The organism is Bacillus litorisediminis (genome assembly GCF_022808645.1).
Classification (GTDB): domain Bacteria; phylum Bacillota; class Bacilli; order Bacillales; family JC228; genus Bacillus_BF; species Bacillus_BF litorisediminis.
Genome location: NZ_JAKZKT010000037.1, coordinates 1 through 16,932, shown reverse-complemented (window position 1 = coordinate 16,932; position 16,932 = coordinate 1). Strand labels below are relative to the sequence as shown.

The 16,932-nt window shown below is 39.3% G+C and carries 18 protein-coding genes; 5 read left to right on the top strand and 13 right to left on the bottom strand.

The genetic code is table 11. The features are described from left to right. Positions 1–27: 27 nt before the first annotated feature. From coaW to MLE14_RS16715, 6 genes are all read right to left on the bottom strand, one after another. Positions 28–834, bottom strand: a complete 807-nt coding sequence (gene coaW / locus MLE14_RS16740) for a type II pantothenate kinase (RefSeq protein ID WP_243299562.1) — start codon at positions 832–834, stop codon at positions 28–30. 35 nt (positions 835–869) lie between these two features. Beyond that, positions 870–4,016 (bottom strand): SbcC/MukB-like Walker B domain-containing protein, encoded by a 3,147-nt coding sequence (locus MLE14_RS16735; RefSeq protein WP_243299561.1) that lies wholly within the window; start codon positions 4,014–4,016, stop codon positions 870–872. After that, on the bottom strand, positions 4,013–5,161 hold the full coding sequence (locus MLE14_RS16730) for an exonuclease SbcCD subunit D (protein WP_243299560.1): 1,149 nt from the start codon (positions 5,159–5,161) through the stop codon (positions 4,013–4,015). Before MLE14_RS16730 ends, MLE14_RS16735 begins: the two co-directional genes overlap by 4 nt. Before the next feature lie 151 nt (positions 5,162–5,312). Continuing rightward, the gene (locus tag MLE14_RS16725; protein WP_243299559.1) at positions 5,313–5,450 is read right to left on the bottom strand and encodes a YvrJ family protein; all 138 of its coding nucleotides are present in this window, start codon (positions 5,448–5,450) and stop codon (positions 5,313–5,315) included. A gap of 78 nt (positions 5,451–5,528) precedes the next feature. Further along, positions 5,529–5,750 carry a DUF2922 domain-containing protein gene (locus tag MLE14_RS16720; RefSeq protein ID WP_243299558.1) on the bottom strand — a complete coding sequence of 74 codons (222 nt, stop codon included), beginning with the start codon at positions 5,748–5,750 and terminating at the stop codon, positions 5,529–5,531. Positions 5,751–5,787: 37 nt separating this feature from the next. After that, the gene (locus tag MLE14_RS16715) at positions 5,788–6,006 is read right to left on the bottom strand and encodes a DUF1659 domain-containing protein (RefSeq protein ID WP_243299557.1); all 219 of its coding nucleotides are present in this window, start codon (positions 6,004–6,006) and stop codon (positions 5,788–5,790) included. 293 nt (positions 6,007–6,299) lie between these two features. Here MLE14_RS16715 and MLE14_RS16710 point away from each other — a divergent pair, with 293 nt between their 5' ends. Further along, positions 6,300–6,395, top strand: a complete 96-nt coding sequence (locus MLE14_RS16710; RefSeq protein ID WP_243299556.1) for a YjcZ family sporulation protein — start codon at positions 6,300–6,302, stop codon at positions 6,393–6,395. A gap of 668 nt (positions 6,396–7,063) precedes the next feature. Here the strand turns inward: MLE14_RS16710 and MLE14_RS16705 are convergent. After that, positions 7,064–8,077 (bottom strand): DUF1646 family protein, encoded by a 1,014-nt coding sequence (locus MLE14_RS16705; RefSeq protein WP_243299555.1) that lies wholly within the window; start codon positions 8,075–8,077, stop codon positions 7,064–7,066. A 277-nt stretch (positions 8,078–8,354) separates the two neighbouring features. On the opposite strand from MLE14_RS16705, the gene MLE14_RS16700 reads away from it, so the two are divergent. The 3 genes from MLE14_RS16700 (at position 8,355) to MLE14_RS16690 (ending at position 10,405) form a co-directional block, all read left to right on the top strand. Beyond that, a complete protein-coding gene (locus tag MLE14_RS16700; protein ID WP_243299554.1) occupies positions 8,355–8,624 on the top strand; it encodes a hypothetical protein in 270 nt (89 codons plus the stop codon). A gap of 142 nt (positions 8,625–8,766) precedes the next feature. Beyond that, positions 8,767–8,946, top strand: coding sequence for a DUF6954 family protein (locus tag MLE14_RS16695; RefSeq protein WP_243299553.1), 180 nt, complete (start codon positions 8,767–8,769; stop codon positions 8,944–8,946). A 205-nt stretch (positions 8,947–9,151) separates the two neighbouring features. Next, entirely contained in the window at positions 9,152–10,405 is a 1,254-nt protein-coding gene (locus MLE14_RS16690) for an MFS transporter (protein ID WP_243299552.1), read from the top strand. A 373-nt stretch (positions 10,406–10,778) separates the two neighbouring features. On the opposite strand, the gene MLE14_RS16685 is transcribed toward MLE14_RS16690, so the two are convergent. The 5 genes from MLE14_RS16685 to MLE14_RS16665 are packed head-to-tail and all read right to left on the bottom strand — an operon-like array spanning position 10,779 to position 14,873. Then, positions 10,779–11,090: a PTS sugar transporter subunit IIB gene (locus MLE14_RS16685; RefSeq protein WP_243299551.1), complete on the bottom strand. Its 312-nt coding sequence runs from the start codon at positions 11,088–11,090 to the stop codon at positions 10,779–10,781. A gap of 19 nt (positions 11,091–11,109) precedes the next feature. Then, entirely contained in the window at positions 11,110–11,436 is a 327-nt protein-coding gene (locus MLE14_RS16680; RefSeq protein ID WP_243299550.1) for a PTS lactose/cellobiose transporter subunit IIA, read from the bottom strand. 17 nt (positions 11,437–11,453) lie between these two features. Continuing rightward, entirely contained in the window at positions 11,454–12,188 is a 735-nt protein-coding gene (chbG, locus tag MLE14_RS16675; RefSeq protein WP_243299549.1) for a chitin disaccharide deacetylase, read from the bottom strand. Positions 12,189–12,230: 42 nt separating this feature from the next. Then, entirely contained in the window at positions 12,231–13,550 is a 1,320-nt protein-coding gene (locus tag MLE14_RS16670) for a PTS sugar transporter subunit IIC (RefSeq protein WP_243299548.1), read from the bottom strand. 21 nt (positions 13,551–13,571) lie between these two features. Continuing rightward, positions 13,572–14,873: a 6-phospho-beta-glucosidase gene (locus tag MLE14_RS16665; RefSeq protein WP_243299547.1), complete on the bottom strand. Its 1,302-nt coding sequence runs from the start codon at positions 14,871–14,873 to the stop codon at positions 13,572–13,574. Positions 14,874–15,084: 211 nt separating this feature from the next. Here MLE14_RS16665 and MLE14_RS16660 point away from each other — a divergent pair, with 211 nt between their 5' ends. Continuing rightward, the gene (locus MLE14_RS16660) at positions 15,085–15,816 is read left to right on the top strand and encodes a GntR family transcriptional regulator (protein ID WP_243299546.1); all 732 of its coding nucleotides are present in this window, start codon (positions 15,085–15,087) and stop codon (positions 15,814–15,816) included. Between the two features lie 183 nt (positions 15,817–15,999). On the opposite strand, the gene MLE14_RS16655 is transcribed toward MLE14_RS16660, so the two are convergent. Further along, the gene (locus MLE14_RS16655; protein WP_243299545.1) at positions 16,000–16,434 is read right to left on the bottom strand and encodes a DMT family transporter; all 435 of its coding nucleotides are present in this window, start codon (positions 16,432–16,434) and stop codon (positions 16,000–16,002) included. Positions 16,435–16,932: the final 498 nt, after the last annotated feature.

Below are 16,932 nucleotides of genomic sequence, written 5' to 3'. Positions count from 1 at the left end.
CCGTGAAAGGAGCTTTTATCCAATTATTCATGACTGATACGTGATCGCTCCCAGTGCTCCTGCATAAGATCCGTGTTCGACAAAAATGCTTTCATGCTGAAGCATTCCGTCAAAGCTGCTGATCACTTGCTGCAAAGCTGGATTATTTGCGATCGCACTGCCTACGTAGACAAATTTTTTAACCCCAAAAGGCTCGGAAAACTGTTTGGCCAATAGGACAATCGTTTCCCCAATCATTTGAAACAGCGCAGCTGCGACATCCTCTTTCTTGCTTTCTCGAAGGTCCGGCTTTCCGAAATTGGCAGCTGTCAGGTTTCCAGGAATTGGCGGTTCTTCATCTTCATATAAATCTCTCACTAAAAGATCAACACTTCCCCGCTCTCCTTGTTGAGCTAGCTGCACCACTTTTGAAAAATCTCGTTCCTGCAGCAATAACTGACTTAATCCATTGATTGTACCTCCGCCAATCCCAGAGCCAAATAAACGATGAAAATTCTCCCCTTGGACAATATAAAAGGAGGTACCAGTTCCGATACTGATAATCAAGTATCGATCCGGTATTTGAATCTTTTCTCTTATCATCAATTCACGTGTACCTATACAGACGGAGTCAAATTCTGGAACTAGAGTTACATTAGCACCTCCTAGTTTTTCCTGAATTTTATGGGCTTTTCCGCCAGTCACTTTAAAGTCAGCAGCAGGGGTCAACATTTGCAGCCAAGAAATGGCCTGATTGATTTCATTAATTGGAAACCATTTGTAATGATGGCGTCCACTTTCCTCATATACAATTTTTAACAAGCTTCCCCCTGCGTCAATTCCAATTGTTTTCACTCAGAGAACCCCTTTTTTAATGTAGTTTTATGCCTCTACACAACGGGTGATTCAATGTTAAATCTGGTTGTACTGCCTGTTTGTGTGGCGATAATATCCAGTCTGGCATCAATTCTTTCCTTTAGTTCTGGCACGTGAGAAATGATGCCAACGAGCCGGCCGTTGCCTTGCAGCTCGAAAAGAGTCTCGATGGCCTGATCTAATGATTCAGGGTCTAGTGTACCAAACCCTTCATCAATGAACAAAGTTTCAAGCGAAACGCCGCCTGCATATTGCTGAACTACATCAGCTAATCCTAAAGCTAAAGCTAATGAGGCCTTGAAGCTTTCCCCTCCGGACAATGTTTTCACATGGCGTTCCTGACCCGTATACTGATCATACACTAAAAGCTCAAGTCCGCTTTGAACATTTCCCTTTGAGCGGTCTGGTTTACGGATTAACATATAGCGGCCGCTCGTCATATTTTTCAGCCTGCCATTTGCAACCTTTAATATATCGTCTAGAAAAGCGGCTAACACAAATCGTTCAAATGATAAACGATATGTATTCTGCCCTCTCGAAATGTCTGCTAATTCTCCGATGATTTTATATTGATTTTCATGCTCACGGATCTGTTCCGTTAATTTTGATACTTTATCTAAGATGGTTTCGTTTCTTTGCAGCTGATAAGAAAGTGTTGAAACCTTGTCTTGAGCATGCTTGAGAATTTGTTCATGCGCTTCCGCTTTAGCTTTCAATTCCGCTAAGTCTGGCATTTTTACATCCTTCAGAATCCGATTTAGATCCTCCAATCTGTCAGTGACAGAACGGATCTCCTCCCAATAGTAGCGGACCTTTTGTTCATAATCTTTGGTTTGATCCGGATTCATTTTCGACTGTTCATAAACCTGGTACGTCTCAAAGCCTTCCGCTTTTAGCTGTTCTAAAAATAGCTCTCTCTCCTGCTTTAAGCTTTTTTGAATCTCAGCTAATTGCACATCAAGGCTTTCGAGTTTTCCAAGTGTCGTATTATAATATCCTTTTATATCCTGATAAGCTTTTTGTGTTTTTTCCCATTCTTGTTCGATCTGGTTTAGTTTTGCTTTTAAAGAATTCAGTTTTTTTTCATATTCTTCAAACGACTGAATATCTTCAGGCAATGATTTTTGGATAAAGTTGAGCTGAGATTTGATTTCAAGCAGCTCTTGTGAAATTTGATGGTCGGTCTCTATAGCTTTCCGGCTGCTTTCTTCTAATTGAACAACGAGCGCTTGTGATTTTTCAATCGAATCTTGCAGAGTCTCGAGTTGTTTTTGCACCGTTTCTGTATCTGTAAGCTGTTGCTTAAGCTCCCGAATTTGCTCACGAATTTCTGCTATGTGATGTTGCAATGATTCCTGTGTTATGTTTACTTGAAACTCCTGTAATTCTTTTAGCTGCTCCTTGACTAAACTTTGCTCATAATCCCGTTTGTTCACTAAAACAGAGTACTCGTTCTTTACTTTGAAAAGTTTGTCCTCCGTTTTCTTTTTATTTTCTTTATAAAGCTTAAATTCATTGGAATCAAACGTATCTTCTTCGGTGAACTCAGCCTTCTTCGGATGCTCAGTAGATCCGCATACGGGGCATGGTGCTCCATCCGTTAATGAATGTGCTAAAATTCTCGCCTGCTGATGATTCCATTCCTGTTCAAGCGCTTCAATTTCAGCTGTTTCTTTATTATATTGAACTTCTAGTTTTTCCAATTCCGCTTTCTTAGCCGCGATCGAGAGTTCTAAATTTCCAATTGAAATGATAAGCTTTTGCGTATTTTCCATCTTTTTCAGAGCATCGACAAGTGCTTTGCCTTGCGCTTTTATTTCATAGATGGCTAATTGCTTCTGATGAAGCTCTTTTTCTTTTTTCTGGCCGTCACTAACCTTCTCTTTTTCGGCCTTCAGCTGTTTTTCGATCTCTAGTTTTTCTTGCTTTGCTATTTTCTCTTTAACTTGCAGCTCGATAAATCGTTCTTGAACTTTTTGAAGGGATTCCATCTCTTTTCGGAGCCCTTCTAACTGCAAGATTTCATTAGTGAGCTTCTTTTGATACGGCTCATTTTCCTTTAGTTTTTCGATTTTCGCTTCTAGCTCCTGCATCATGTGCAGATATGAATCTCTTTTTTCCGTTTGCTCCTTTTTGAAGGATTCAACCTGGGTTTCTTCTTTTTTCAGACGGACACAAACTTCCTCTTGCTGAAATAGACGCTCTGCTTTTCTCGCATTTTCAATCGACCGTTCTAATGATTGAACCCACTCCAGTTTCGCGTCGAGCTCCTGTTTTTGTTTCTCCAGTTGGGTCTTATGCTTAAACTGCTCGACGATTTGCTCTCCTCGCAAGAGAGCAGCCTGAAGATGATCCCGCTCGACTTGTTTCTTCTCAACTTCTTCTTTCTCTTGTAAAAGCTTGTCCCGTATCGATTCAATCTCAGCTGCTAATAATTCATGAACCTTATCATAATGAATATTTTCGGATTCAATCTCATCCTTTAATTCTTCGTTTATTACGACATTAACATCCCTGAGCCACTGTTCCCTTTCAGCCAGGGTCCCTTCAATTTTCAGCTTCCACTCCTGCGCCTTTTCTTTTAGCTTTTCTTCAATTCTCTTATAGGTTTCGGTGTGGAAGAGCCTCTGCATAATGACCTCTTTGTCTTTACTGTCAGAGGTCAGCAGTTTTCTAAATTCTCCCTGAGGAATCATCAAGATTTGCTTGAACTGATGAAAATCCATTTGCATCAGTTCTTTTATTTGTTCATCGACTTCGCGCACGTTGGATCCTAACAGAACACGGCTGCCATCCGGTTTTACTTCATAAAGCTCCGCCTTAGCCCCGATTGTGGTAAATCCATCGCCGCGGGATTTCTTTTTTTCTTGCTGAGGAGCTCTCCAAATGTAATAGTTTTTTTGTCGGAGCGTAAAGGTTAAAGACACTTCTGTCGGACAATCATCGTCGGCAAAATGGCTGCGTAATTCCGGCCCGACCCTATCTTCTCCACTCGCCTTTCCATATAAAGCAAAACTGATGCCATCAAAAATCGTCGTCTTCCCGGAACCCGTTTTCCCTGAGATCAGAAACATCCGCTTGTTTTGTAAAACGGTAAAGTCAACCGTTTCCTGGCCAGCATACGGTCCAAATGCCTGCATCGTTAACTGAAGAGGTCTCATAAGGTTACACTCTCCTTTTTCTTCACTTCATCAATCACCTGTTCGAGCCATTTTTTCTTTTCAGCGCTGAAGGTGGCCGTTGTCATTTCCTGATAAAAAATTTCAAACAGCTCAACCTCTGACATTTTATTTTGCTGAACCGTTTGATAAATTTGTTTCTGCTTCGCATCCATCCACTCTACTTTTCTCTCTAAATGAAGAACGTTAGGATACACATGGCGTAATTTTTGAATCGGATCATGCAATGTTCCTTCATCCAAAAGACTTACTTTCAGATAGTCCTCAGTCTTTTGATTTTTATAATATTGCGGATCTAATAATTCATCTAAATATCCTTCAATTTCCCGCATGTCTCTCTTCGGTTTTAAAAACCGTTCCGTCCTGTGTGCAACACCCTTTTCATCAATCTCAACAATCGAAACCGACTTCTTATGACCCGCTTCAGAGAATGAATATTTTAATAGAGACCCCGCATAATGAACAGTCGGATGGGATATCGCATGCGGATGATGCAGATGGCCAAGAGCTGTGTATGCAAAAGGTGCAAAATTTTCAGCTGATACATGCTCCGCTCCACCTACAGAAAGTGTCCGTTCCGAATCGCTCGACTGGCCCCCGGTAACAAAGGCATGTCCCACTAATACATTCGGTTGATCCGATGATAGAGATGGTTCGATTTGCTGAATGATCGCCTTCATCGCTTCATCATGGGTCGCTATAGCTGGATTTCCGATCACCTCTCTCACCGTTGCTGGTTCTGCATAAGGAACAAGAAAAAAGTTGACTCCTTTTATATGTACAGGCTGGAATGCATTTGGCAGCTTTCCTTCTAAATAGAAGTGAGTATGTCTGTACCAGGAGGAACCGAAGGATAGCCGCTCCGCACTATCATGATTCCCCGCAATCGCTACAATTGGTATCTTTAATTCTACATTTAATGTAAAAAGTACATCATTTAACAGATTGACTGCATCCGTTGGCGGTACTGAACGATCATACAAATCCCCGGCAATGACGATGGCATCAGGCTCCTCATGTTTTACTAATTCAGTAAACTGCTCCAGTATGTATGCTTGGTCTTCTGTCATGTATAAACCGTGGACAAGCTTTCCTAAATGCCAATCGGCTGTGTGAATAAATTTCATTTGGTCCCCTCCGAACATTCGTTCTTTTCTATTCATATATTGGACACAAGAATCGTGATATCCTTCTTTATTTAATCCTAACTATTATATCACCCATAAAAAGGCTAACAAAAAGAGAAATCCTCCCATCTTAGCGAGGATTTCAATCTTCTTAATGGTGGAGCTTTTCCGGAAGGCTTTGGATGGAATGTATCAGCGTATCGAGCTTATTTTCGATTCGATAGAGCAAGAATAAAGTCACGACCACCGGAAATCCCACCTCACCCACAAGAGAGATCCACTGATCCATAATTGTATCACCTCCATCTTATTTGGGGTCTGACCCCAGTATAAGAAAAGGGGCTGCTAGGATACAGCCCCTCATACATTATGCTCCAAATTCATAGTCAGTTACATTGCGTTCAACCAGTCTGGCACCTAGGATGGACACGAAATCGCCGCTATTTGATTGGAAAATATTTTGCGTTAATATCGTGTTCATTGCCAGTTCAACGGCAACTGGGTCAACCGGTTCGATCGGGTCATTAATCGAAATTCGGCTTACCTTCCCCATTTGCGTACCAAACTCTAATTCTAGTGTTTTAGCCATTTAAAGTTCCCCTCCCTTCGTTAAAATCGTCCCCTCATTAGGCTGTAATGTCGGCTGTGTCATTTCTTTCTACTGAGAATAGCGGTACAGAACTGAGGGTCGCTATAGCCTGTGCAGTGGCCAAAATTTGATCTGCCGTAGCTGACTCCTTCACTGCATTGTATGATTTCGACTTTAGGACCTGCTTCCCATCCTGGTCTAATCCATGATCATAGAATAGACGAATCCGGGATTCTGATAGATTTGCAGTTGCCATACGTCTCACCCCCCTTCACCTTTTAAATAGACGGAAAGAGTGAAAAAGGGCAGGGTGAAATAAAAAAACTTTCATAGTTGACCCATGTTTTTGATATTTATGTAATTCACCGAGGAACTCAGGTCCCCATATGAATTAATGCCAAATTTTGTATCACATCTTCATTTTTGTCCTGAAAAAATGATTTTTTTCTGTGCATTTTACTCATTTTTCCCATTATCTAACCGTTTGTCCTAATCGTTTTAAGGGGCAATTACATAGGTTGTATTAGACGAAGTAGGGGGTGAAAACAAATGTCTGGTGGACACAACGGCGCATGGTTCGCTTTATTGGTTGTATTGTTTATTCTGTTAATTATTGTAGGTACTTCCTTCTATAACGGATATTAAGCTTAACCACATAGTTGACAGACTCAGGAAGCGTACAAGCGCTTCCTTTTTATTTTTTTATTTATTTTAAACTATGAAAATGAGTACTCAGATAAGAATGGCTTATAGAAATTGAATTTTTCTTCATTTAAAATAGGTCTCCCCAGCCGTACATCCTTATAAATTTCGATATTTAACTTTTAATTTTCTACACTTGTCCAAGCCTTCTCTTGTTAATTCCATATTATGTAGTAAGAGACGAAAATCTCTTGACATAGTTCCCTCCACTGTTACCATGTTCACCCCCCTGGAAAAAGCGTATGAGATCGAATCATACGCTTTTTCATTTTTGCTTATTCATTTAAGTGACCTGAACGGTTTGGATTGAATAAATAGCCATAAAAAATGGTCAGCAACTTTGTGCTGACCATACTAGCAAAGAATGGCTAGATTATGGAGGAATTCCGGTTCAAAAGCGGCGAAGTAATTTTTCGGTATACACCCTAAAAAATGGAGCAGATGGCATTCACAGCCCATCTAAATATCATTGCCATTCCCTGCTGCATCCCGTTTATACATCCTCCACGCCCCTTACAGTGGGTCTCCTATAACTTATTCAATAGAAGGCAATTTGTTTGGACAAGATAAAAAATTTTTTTGGAATTTCTTGAGAATTAAAGGAAAAAATCCTAATAAAGAATGAAAAGGATACCAAAATAAACGGCCATGGTTACAAGGCCAACTGGAACTCCAAATTGTGCCCACTCTTTACTTGTAATATTAAGCTTTCCAGCAGAAATAATGTTTGGAATATTGCCTGGAATCAGCATACCGCCACTAATAAGAAGGCCCAAAAGAATGGCACGGATTGTTTCAGAATCCATCTCAGGACTTATTTCAGCAGCAGCAAGTGTTGCATTGTCTAAAACAGCCGAAATCATATTAATCCAATATAAAAGCATTGGGTGTAATCCAAGAACATATTCATTAATTAAAGGTTCAAAACCGTGACCCAAGAAAGTAAGACCCATAACAAACAAGTAGATCTTTGCGGAACGGATGATAATTTCTTTATAGCTTTCAGCTTGTTGGTTTCCATGTAAACTATCAAAACTATCATTTGGCTTAACAACTATCCAAGCTAAAATGCTAAAAATCACAATGGCAGGAATGACTTCAGGTCCAATCAATTCTAAAAGGTAAAAGAAATCCTGATTAAGTTTACTAACGGTAATCGTCGATAAGGGTTCGCCTATTGGTGTTAGAGCAGCCCCTAATCCAATAGAAAAACAGGCTAAAACCGTCAATCGAATTTCTGATTTCCGGTCAAGACGCAGCACATTAATAATGATGACTAGTATAATCGCAGCTATAATGGCTGTAATGATACTAGAAAGCAACCCTAACACAATCACGATTAGAGCAGCAAATATCCGTGGGGATAATGCCTTGCTGACCGATAAAATGGCCTTCTCAAGGGGTACCTGCAGCCATTTTGTCAGCAAACCCGCAACAAATACCGCAATCGTAATTTTGATGGGATCAACGAAAGCCTTTTCTATTACATGCCCATTCATCATGCCACTAACGGATGCTGCAGCCACCCCCATGATAAAAAGGAAAATCTCTAAATTATGCTCTACTTTTTTCACAAGGAACGGCAAAAACAATACAAGCAACAATATAATGACTAATCCAATCATATTTTCAGATCCTTCTTATGTAGTTTGTATCCATCACTTCAATTTTTCGAAAATGCGAGTACGAAACTATTATACTCCTTCTTATAGAATTGTTGAAAGGAACTTGTCCGTCTGCGGTACTATTTTACGCACATGTAAGGTCAGGTTATTCTCTTTTCATTAAAAAACCAAAAATTGTTCCTGCGTTAAACAAAAATAATTTTTTGGCTTTGTTTCCTTTATCCTTGTACATACTATAACTGAAATTTTATGAATTAATATAAGGAGGGAAATTTGAATGACTGCCCCAGAACCTATACAGGAAAAAGTAGAGGAAATATTTAAAGAAACATGCGGGTCTTGGCAGAACTGCAATCAATCCAATGTTCTTGCTTTTTTATCCCAATGTGAAGAAAAAGGATTGGATCCGCAATATTGCTTCAATTGGCTCAATCAGAATAGGGAACAAATCTCGGATTGGTCCCATTTTTCTCAAGTTGCCCAGGAATGGGTAAATGAACATACTTCTACCGGATCACCCGAAACGGTGTACTTTCAGGATCAATAATAACCGCCATGGCCAGACCAACTGTTTAGATTGAAAGAGTTAGTTGGTTACTGGCCATTTTTTTTCGAACCACATACGATTTTCCGTATACTATATGTAGCAAGGACATACATTACAATAAAAAATGGAAGGAGGAATCGGAATGAAAAAATGGTGGCTTTGGTTGCTGTTTGTTCCTGTTTATCTGCTGATTACCTATTTTGGGTTAGGACCCGTGTTATTGGCTGATGGTACAGCGGGAGAAAGAATCCTTACTCTGTTTGTCGTCCTTGGAATATATGCTGTTGTGACTTGGATATTTTTATATCTGCGCAAGTGGTGAAACTTCTACTGACTCCCTCTTAAATACCTCTAACTTTCATTCCTTTTAATAAGTATAATCCACTCTCTCTAAAGCTAAATGATGAAGTGTAAAAAAATTCTAAAAACCGAAAAAATCTTCTTGCCAGACCCTATGGAGAGGAGTAAAATCATCTGGAAAACATTTCGGTTCTCTAAATATTAGGGAGAAAGAAGAGGACATCCCAATGAACTATGCACCGCAAGAAATCCACAAGAATGAGAGGCTGAGTATTTATAACGGGGCTTTCTCGATCATTATCGTAGGCTTTATAACGAACTTTATCCCTTTATTTGCAATTGAAGTTCTCGATGCATCGAATAAACAAGTGGGATTAATCAGTTCATTGCCATCCATTATGATTATTCTATCCATGATACCAGGAGCCATTTGGATGGATCGGTTTGAATCAAAAAAGAAATTTACAGCCATTAATATTTTTGCGGCTCGTTTTTTATTCTTGCTTCTCCTGTTTGTTCCGCTTATTCCAATGGCAAACCAAGCTTGGGTGCTTGTGGTGATGATTGCTGTGATGAATTTTCCAATTGCCGTCTCAACCTTATCCTGGCAATCCCTGATTGGAGATCTCATACCAGATGAACGGAGAGGTCAGTTTTTTAGCCAGCGTGGCCGGATATTGACGATAGTTGGGATGATCACGACGATTGCTGCTGGATTAATGATTAATCTGTTTGACAGCAACGACCCGTATCCGTTTCAAGCCCTTTTTATAGTTGGATTCTTATTTGGCTTGGCTGAAATTTACTTTTTGATGAAGCACATTGAACATGGGGAAAAATCTGAAAAAAATCCGGAAGGTATGTTCAAAACCATCTTCAAAACATTTAAACATAAACCCTATCTTTATTTTCTGGTTTGTGCTTGTGTGTTTAATTTTGGCTGGCAAATGGCCTGGCCGCTTTTTACAATCTATCAAATCAATTATGCTCATGCGAATGCTTTATGGATTAGTATTTTTACGGTTTTAAATCAAGTGGCACAAATTGTGAGTTACAAATGGTGGGGAAAAATGGCGGATAAGTGGGGAAACTCCACTATGCTTTTCGTCTGTGCGATTGGAATGACAACGGCTCCCATCCTGACTATTCTTACAAAGAATCTCTATGTTTTAGCATTATCCAATTTATGGACGGGATTATTCGTGTCCGGAACCACACTGCTTCTCTTTAACCAGGTTCTCCGGGTTTCGCCTAATCAGCACCGAACCTCTTATCTAGCAAACTATAATCTTATGATTGCTTTTATCGGCTGCATAGCTCCTCAGCTGGGAGTCCTATTACTAGATTATCTTGGAATGATTAAAGCCATGTCTATCTCATCCGTGTTCCGACTGCTCGGAGGCATTTCATTCCTTTTCGTAGTTTTCTATTTTGAAAATAACAGCAGAAATAAAAAGAAACTAGTAAAAGCATCAGTTTGAGAGCGATACTAGCGGTTTATTTGGGATTCTATAAAATAAGTGGGTGGTTTTACGGACAAGAGATTCGTTATTTAAACAAAATAAGGGGATTCCAAAGATTTTACGGACAGGAAATCCGTTATTTGGCCATTTTTATATAAAATGCCGTCATTTTCACTAGATAACGGAACTAGCGTCCGTTCAGTTCGAAGAAACCCTGTTTTTTATATGGATAACGGAACCAGTGACCGCAATGAATGAACGGTTGCCAAGAAATAATCCAGAGAAGGTTCATGAACTATGCAAATACTAAGATAGGTTCCTCTTCACTGCTATTTTATCTTAATGAAAAAGAGACAAGTAATATTCCAGGTACTTGTCTCTTTAAAAACTTCTAATTACTTATTTCCACTAATTTCTGCGCTTGTTCAAAAACTTTTCCGCCGTCCATCATTCCATAGGCTAATGAATCAATCACTTCAACCTGAGCCCCATGTGGAGCAGCCTTTTCTTTTATCTTTGGTGCCAGATATCTAACCTGTGGACCAACCAATATGACATCTGCTTGATCTAAATGATTAACCAGATCAGCTTCAGATGTAGCTTGAATAGTGGCAGATACCCCTTTTTCCTCAGCAGCTTTTCTCATTCGCTGGACTAACATACTCGTTGACATACCAGCCGAACAGACTAGAATGATTTTCACGAAGAACCCCCCTATCCATTTATTTTCCCAACGGCCCGAACTTTCTATATAAATCGATAAATTCCTGTGCCATTTCTTTTACAGTCATAGCTGTCATGAGATGGTCTTGTGCATGAACGAGTAAAATCGATAGGCTTGGGCTTTCTCCATTAGCTTCCTTTTCTAAAAGAGAAGTTTGGGCATGATGAGCCTCTAAAAAGGATTGATCAGCCTCTGCTATTTTTTCCATAGCCTCCTCAAACTTTCCAATCTTGGCAAGCTGGATTGCCTCCATTGAAGATGATCTTGCATTTCCTGCATGCAGAATAATCTGAAATGATATTCCTTCTAATGATGTGGGATCCACGAAAAAGCCCTCCTATTTCAAATTGCAGCATATGTGGTAAACTCGATATTCAGCTCTTTGGCAAAATTCTTAATTCGCTCCGACGTTAACAGGGTATATTCAACGGTCCTTTTGTCGACATATGAGCTTTGTGATCGCAGTTCTTCATCTATATAGCCCGGGTGACAGTTGATTTCCGCGGTTTGCGGTTTAGCAGCCACTCTCTTTAACTGTTCCTCTAATGTTTCATAAGTTACATGGTCCCCATAGAACTTACGCAGCATGATGTCCGTCGTTCGAACGGAACCATAATCGAAATTATCGTTCAAGGCATTACGAATCGGCAACCCATATTTTGAAGCAAGTTTTATCGCTACTGGAAAGGCAATGGGATGACTGTGCACATTATGGTGACTGTCTAAATGAGTTGGGTTCAGGCCGCTTGCCAAAAACCTTTCAATCTGTGCCGTCCATTCCCTTTCAATATCTTCTTCCTTCGCGTGTTCAAAGATCTGACTTTGATGATAAAATTTCCCGTTTTCATCCAATAAAGAAGGTACATCATCACACAAAGGTGTACGGCTTGTTAAAACAAGATGAACACCAACCCCTAAACCAGGATTTTGTTTGGCAAGTTCAACAGCATGTTCCATATAAGGCGAGTTACACATCATGGTAGTGGACGTGACGATCCCATTTTTGAAAGCATCCAATATTCCATAGCTAACAGCTGGAGTGTAACCGAAGTCATCAGCATTTACGATTAGTTTCATAGTCTCCTCCTCCCTATTCTTCCTTATCAAACTATTCACTTCTTACATCTTAATATCCTGCTGCTTTTCAGAATCTATTGACTTTTCTTTAGCTGCAGCAGCATTTATAAGCATTTGTTTATCCAGCACTTTAAGGAATGGCAGGTAAACTAATGCACCGACAGCTAAGTTCACTAATTGTAAAATCGAGCCTGCTACCGAACCGCCTGTTGCTAAATATCCGCCAATAATCGGAGGCGTTGTCCATGGTACCATGACAACTGTTTTTGGAACTAAACCTACGGATGTTGCAAAATAGGCAATGGATACATTGACGAGCGGTACTAATATGAATGGAATAAATAAAATTGGATTTAAAACAATCGGTAAACCAAATATTAACGGCTCGTTAATATTAAATAGGGCAGCAGGTGCACTCATTTTCCCTAAGCTTCTCGCATTCCTTGCTTTCATAATGATGAAGATGGCGATAAGGAGTGAAAGCCCTGTCCCCGTTCCACCCATTGCAACGAAAACATCCATAAATGGCTTTGTTATAATATTTGGAACATCTTTTGCAGATACCCCTTGTGCAAATAACTCAATGTTTTCCTGCAGACCAGGCAAGTAAGCCGCTTCAATTATCGGTTCTAAAATGTTTGAGCCATGAAGACCAAAGAACCAAAGAAATGATTTTGTAAATTCAATTCCTAATACGGCTGGCAGTGTTCCCGCAAAGTTTTGGAATGGCGCTTGAATGACTTTATAGATACTGTCTTGTAAACTTGTTCCCATCATATCTATAAAAACTAACTGAACAAATCCAAATATAAATAAAACAATCATAGCTGGAATAAGGGAAGCAAAAGAGCGAGCGACCGCTTCAGGAACACCGGCTGGCATTTTAATGGTAAGTCTGGTTTGAGCTAGCTTTCTAAAAATTTCTGTGCCAACAAGAGAAACAAACAATGCAACAAAAAGTCCCTGTGCTGACATCCACTGAATCGATATACCCCCATCCTCTGTCATCGGAGTTAAAATAATCAGTGACCCCACTCCAACTAATGCAGCAGCTAACGGATCCACGCTATAGGATCTAGCAAGATTGTAACTCACACTTATACAAATAATTAATGATAGAATCGCAAACGTCCCGTTCCAAATATAACCTCCAAGATTTTTCCAGCTTTCACCGAACACATTTAGCATAAAATCCTGGAAAAATTGAATCGGCAGATTGTTAATAAGTACAGCTAAAGATCCAATAATGATCAATGGTAAAATAGCCGCAAACCCATCACGGATTGCAACTAAATGTCTTTGAGAACCTAATCTTCCAGCAATCGGCAAAACTTTTTCTTCGAATCTTTGAAACTTACTCATGTTCATCCATCCCCTTTATTATCAATGAAATTGCGGTAAATACTCCCAATGAGCTTCCAGCAGTTCATCTAAAACAATTTTCGCCTTCGACTCATTTCGAACCAATGGATTCATAATCATGGATGCATAAGCTAAGTTGTAATCTCCAGTTACGGCTGCCTCCACAACAAGCTCCTCAAAGCCTTTCATCTGTTGAATCATAGCTTTTACTTGCTTCGGCAGTTTTCCAACCGTAACTGGCTTCGGTCCATCTTTTGTAATCACGGCATTCACTTCAATCACACAATCATATGGTAAATCAAAAACAGCTCCATGATTTTGGATATTAACCGTTTGAATATCCCCTTTGTTGTTATAAATGCTTGCCATTAAACTGCAGGCTGCATGGCTGTAATAAGCGCCTCCCCTTTTTTCCAGTTCTTTTGGTTTAACTTGCAGATTAGGATCTTGATATTTTTGAAACAGCTCTTTTTCTACCTGTTGAACAATTTCGGCCCGCGTTCCATTTTCATGAAAAGCCTTTAAATCCTTTTTTAACACTTCTTCAGTTTGAAAATAGTATTGGTGATACGGATTCGGAAGTAGTTTAATAGATTCGATAAACTCTTTTTTCCAGCCCAATGAAACAATATTGGCAGGTGAATAATTCAACTCTTTGTCGTAAAGTTTGCGGAGAACCTGATCGGTTTGATCCGCTCCATTTATCAGCACTTTTCTTCCGAAGACAAAATGGTTAACTCCAATAAATTCAATGTCCACTTCATTTGGATTGCATCCCATCATTTCTGCAACACTGTGCTTCATATTAAATGGAATATTACAGACACCAATCACCTTTTTATGTGGACTGTACTTTAATATGGCCTCCGTTACAATTCCCGCCGGATTTGTAAAATTAATCAACCATGCGTTGGGACAAATTCTGGAAATGTCATTACAAATTTCCATCAAAACAGGAATAGTTCGAAATGCTTTTACAATTCCTCCTGCGCCATTGGTTTCCTGACCAATTAAACCGTGACTCAACGGAATACGCTCATCCTTTGCTCGAGCAGCAAGTCCGCCTACTCTGATTTGTGTTGTCACGAAATCAGCATTCTGCAGCGCCTCCTGACGATTAAGTGTCCAAGAAAGCTGGATGGAAACACCCGATTTTTCAATCATCCGCTGGGCTAGTTCACCAATAATGTTTAACTTTTCTTTTCCTTCTTCGATATCTACAAGTACTAATTCTGTAACAGGGAACTCTTGATGCCGATCAATGACACCTTCAATAATTTCTGGTGTATAGCTTGATCCCCCGCCTATGATGACTAGTTTCATGTGAGATTCAAACACCTCCTATTTTTTGAAAACGATTTCTAGTGTTAGCATATCATATGTTGTTATTACATGTATATATAAATTTGTCATAACAAATAAAATTATTTGTATCACGTATGTTTATTTGTTGTAATAATATGTGTTACTATTTAAATATACTTGGAAATTTTATTTTTTTAATGTAATAGCAAGGTAGAAAGGGGGATTGATCATGCAGCATGCTAATGAGGGAAACGCCCTGCACTCACGTGTTAAAGAGGATATTTTACAAAAGATAAAAAATGGTGAATACCTTCCCCATACACAATTGCCAACAGAAGCAGAATTCTGTAAAAAATACGGGGTAAGCAGAACGACTATCAGAACAGCTCTTCAACAGCTAACATTGGAAGGCTATGTATATCGCACTCAAGGAAAAGGAACCTTTGTTGCTGATCGCAAAGTAAAACAAACTTTAACTTCAACTGTTAATCACTTTTCACAGCAGCTCGAAACACAAGGGAAAAATCCTTCGATTCGAGTGTTAAATTTAGAAGTAATCCAGGCAGATGTGTTCCTGGCTAAATTTTTCGGGATAAAACAGGGTGACCCTGTTAATAAACTAGAGCGAATTCGTTTTGCGGATCATCAGCCATTACAATATGAAATTGCCTACCTTCCTTGGCATAAGGCCCCTGGCTTAAATGCAAAAGAATGCGAAAAATCGTTATATCAGTTATTAAATAGACACTTTGGATTAAAAATCAAAAAAACAATTGAGCACCTGGAATTATTCATCGCTGATCAAGATATATCAGAGAAGCTGCAAATTAAAATGGGGGCCCCTTGTTTTGCTTTAGAAACGTATGCATACCTTCCAGATGAAACTCCAATAGAATATTCAAAAACTATTTTTAGGGGAGATCGTGCTCATTTTGTAATTGAAAGGGATTATCAGGTGTAGGAGATTCGTTTTTAGAAATGAACAGGTCCCCTGACTACTCCCCTGTCCGCTAGTGCTAAAAGTCAAAACGCTCAGAATGTTCGTTCTGAGCGTCTTTCATCTTATAAAATTAGGATATTCCATCAACCAGTATACCTTAATTAATAGGTGCTATCTTCTTATGTACAGTAAAGTCTTATCATGTCATTTATTAAACAAATAAATAGCGGCAAACAACAGGCAAATCGCAAATAATTTCGTAAGGTCGATTGGAATTCGCGTTCCGCCAAAAAGACCAAAATGATCGATAATCGCGCCAACTACAATCTGTCCAGCCACCACGGCAATCAATGTGGACGCGACACCGATTTTGGGAACAGCAAAGATTGTAATAGCAACGTATAATGCCCCTAATAACCCGCCGATTAGCTGCCAGTTCGGTACCTCGAAGGTTGCCAGCAAATTCCCTTTTCCAAAAAACAATACAGCGAAAAATAGAATCAAAGTCCCCACTAAAAAAGAAATAAAAGATCCTTCAAGAACTCCAATCTTTCTGCCAAGCCCCCCATTTACCTGGCTTTGCATAGCTACCGCAGCGCCACCCATAACGGCTAATAACAACAGTACTATTTTTTCCATCGTAATCCTCTTTTTCTCTTAAATTTGTTCACGGTTTTATTTTAAATTATCTGCGTTGAAAAGAGTCAAACTTTTTGTTTGATAAAAATTAAATCTTACGAAAAATATTCATCTGGAAGAGATAGAAGAACTATATTTATACATTTATCCTTTCAAGGAAATAAACGGTGAAGAAATTGAACTCGAACCAGAAAAAAAATTGATTGATATAAATGAAATGGAGCCGTTAGAGGAGTTTGTTGAATCCTAACAAATTTTTATGTGTATTTTTTATAGAATTGAAGAATTTGAGGGGGAAAAATATGTGGTTATTTTTAAGGTTGAAGGGGCTTAAGAATCTGCAGGTATCACAACTAAATGGTTTATAATATGGGCTTGTCAAGAAAAGTGTGTAAGTTATTCTAGATATTTCTTCACACGTTTCTTCAGGTGGTCGTGAACTAATAGTTGATTCATGATCATGGCCCATTGTTGGATGTGTCCACCTTCCCATTTCTT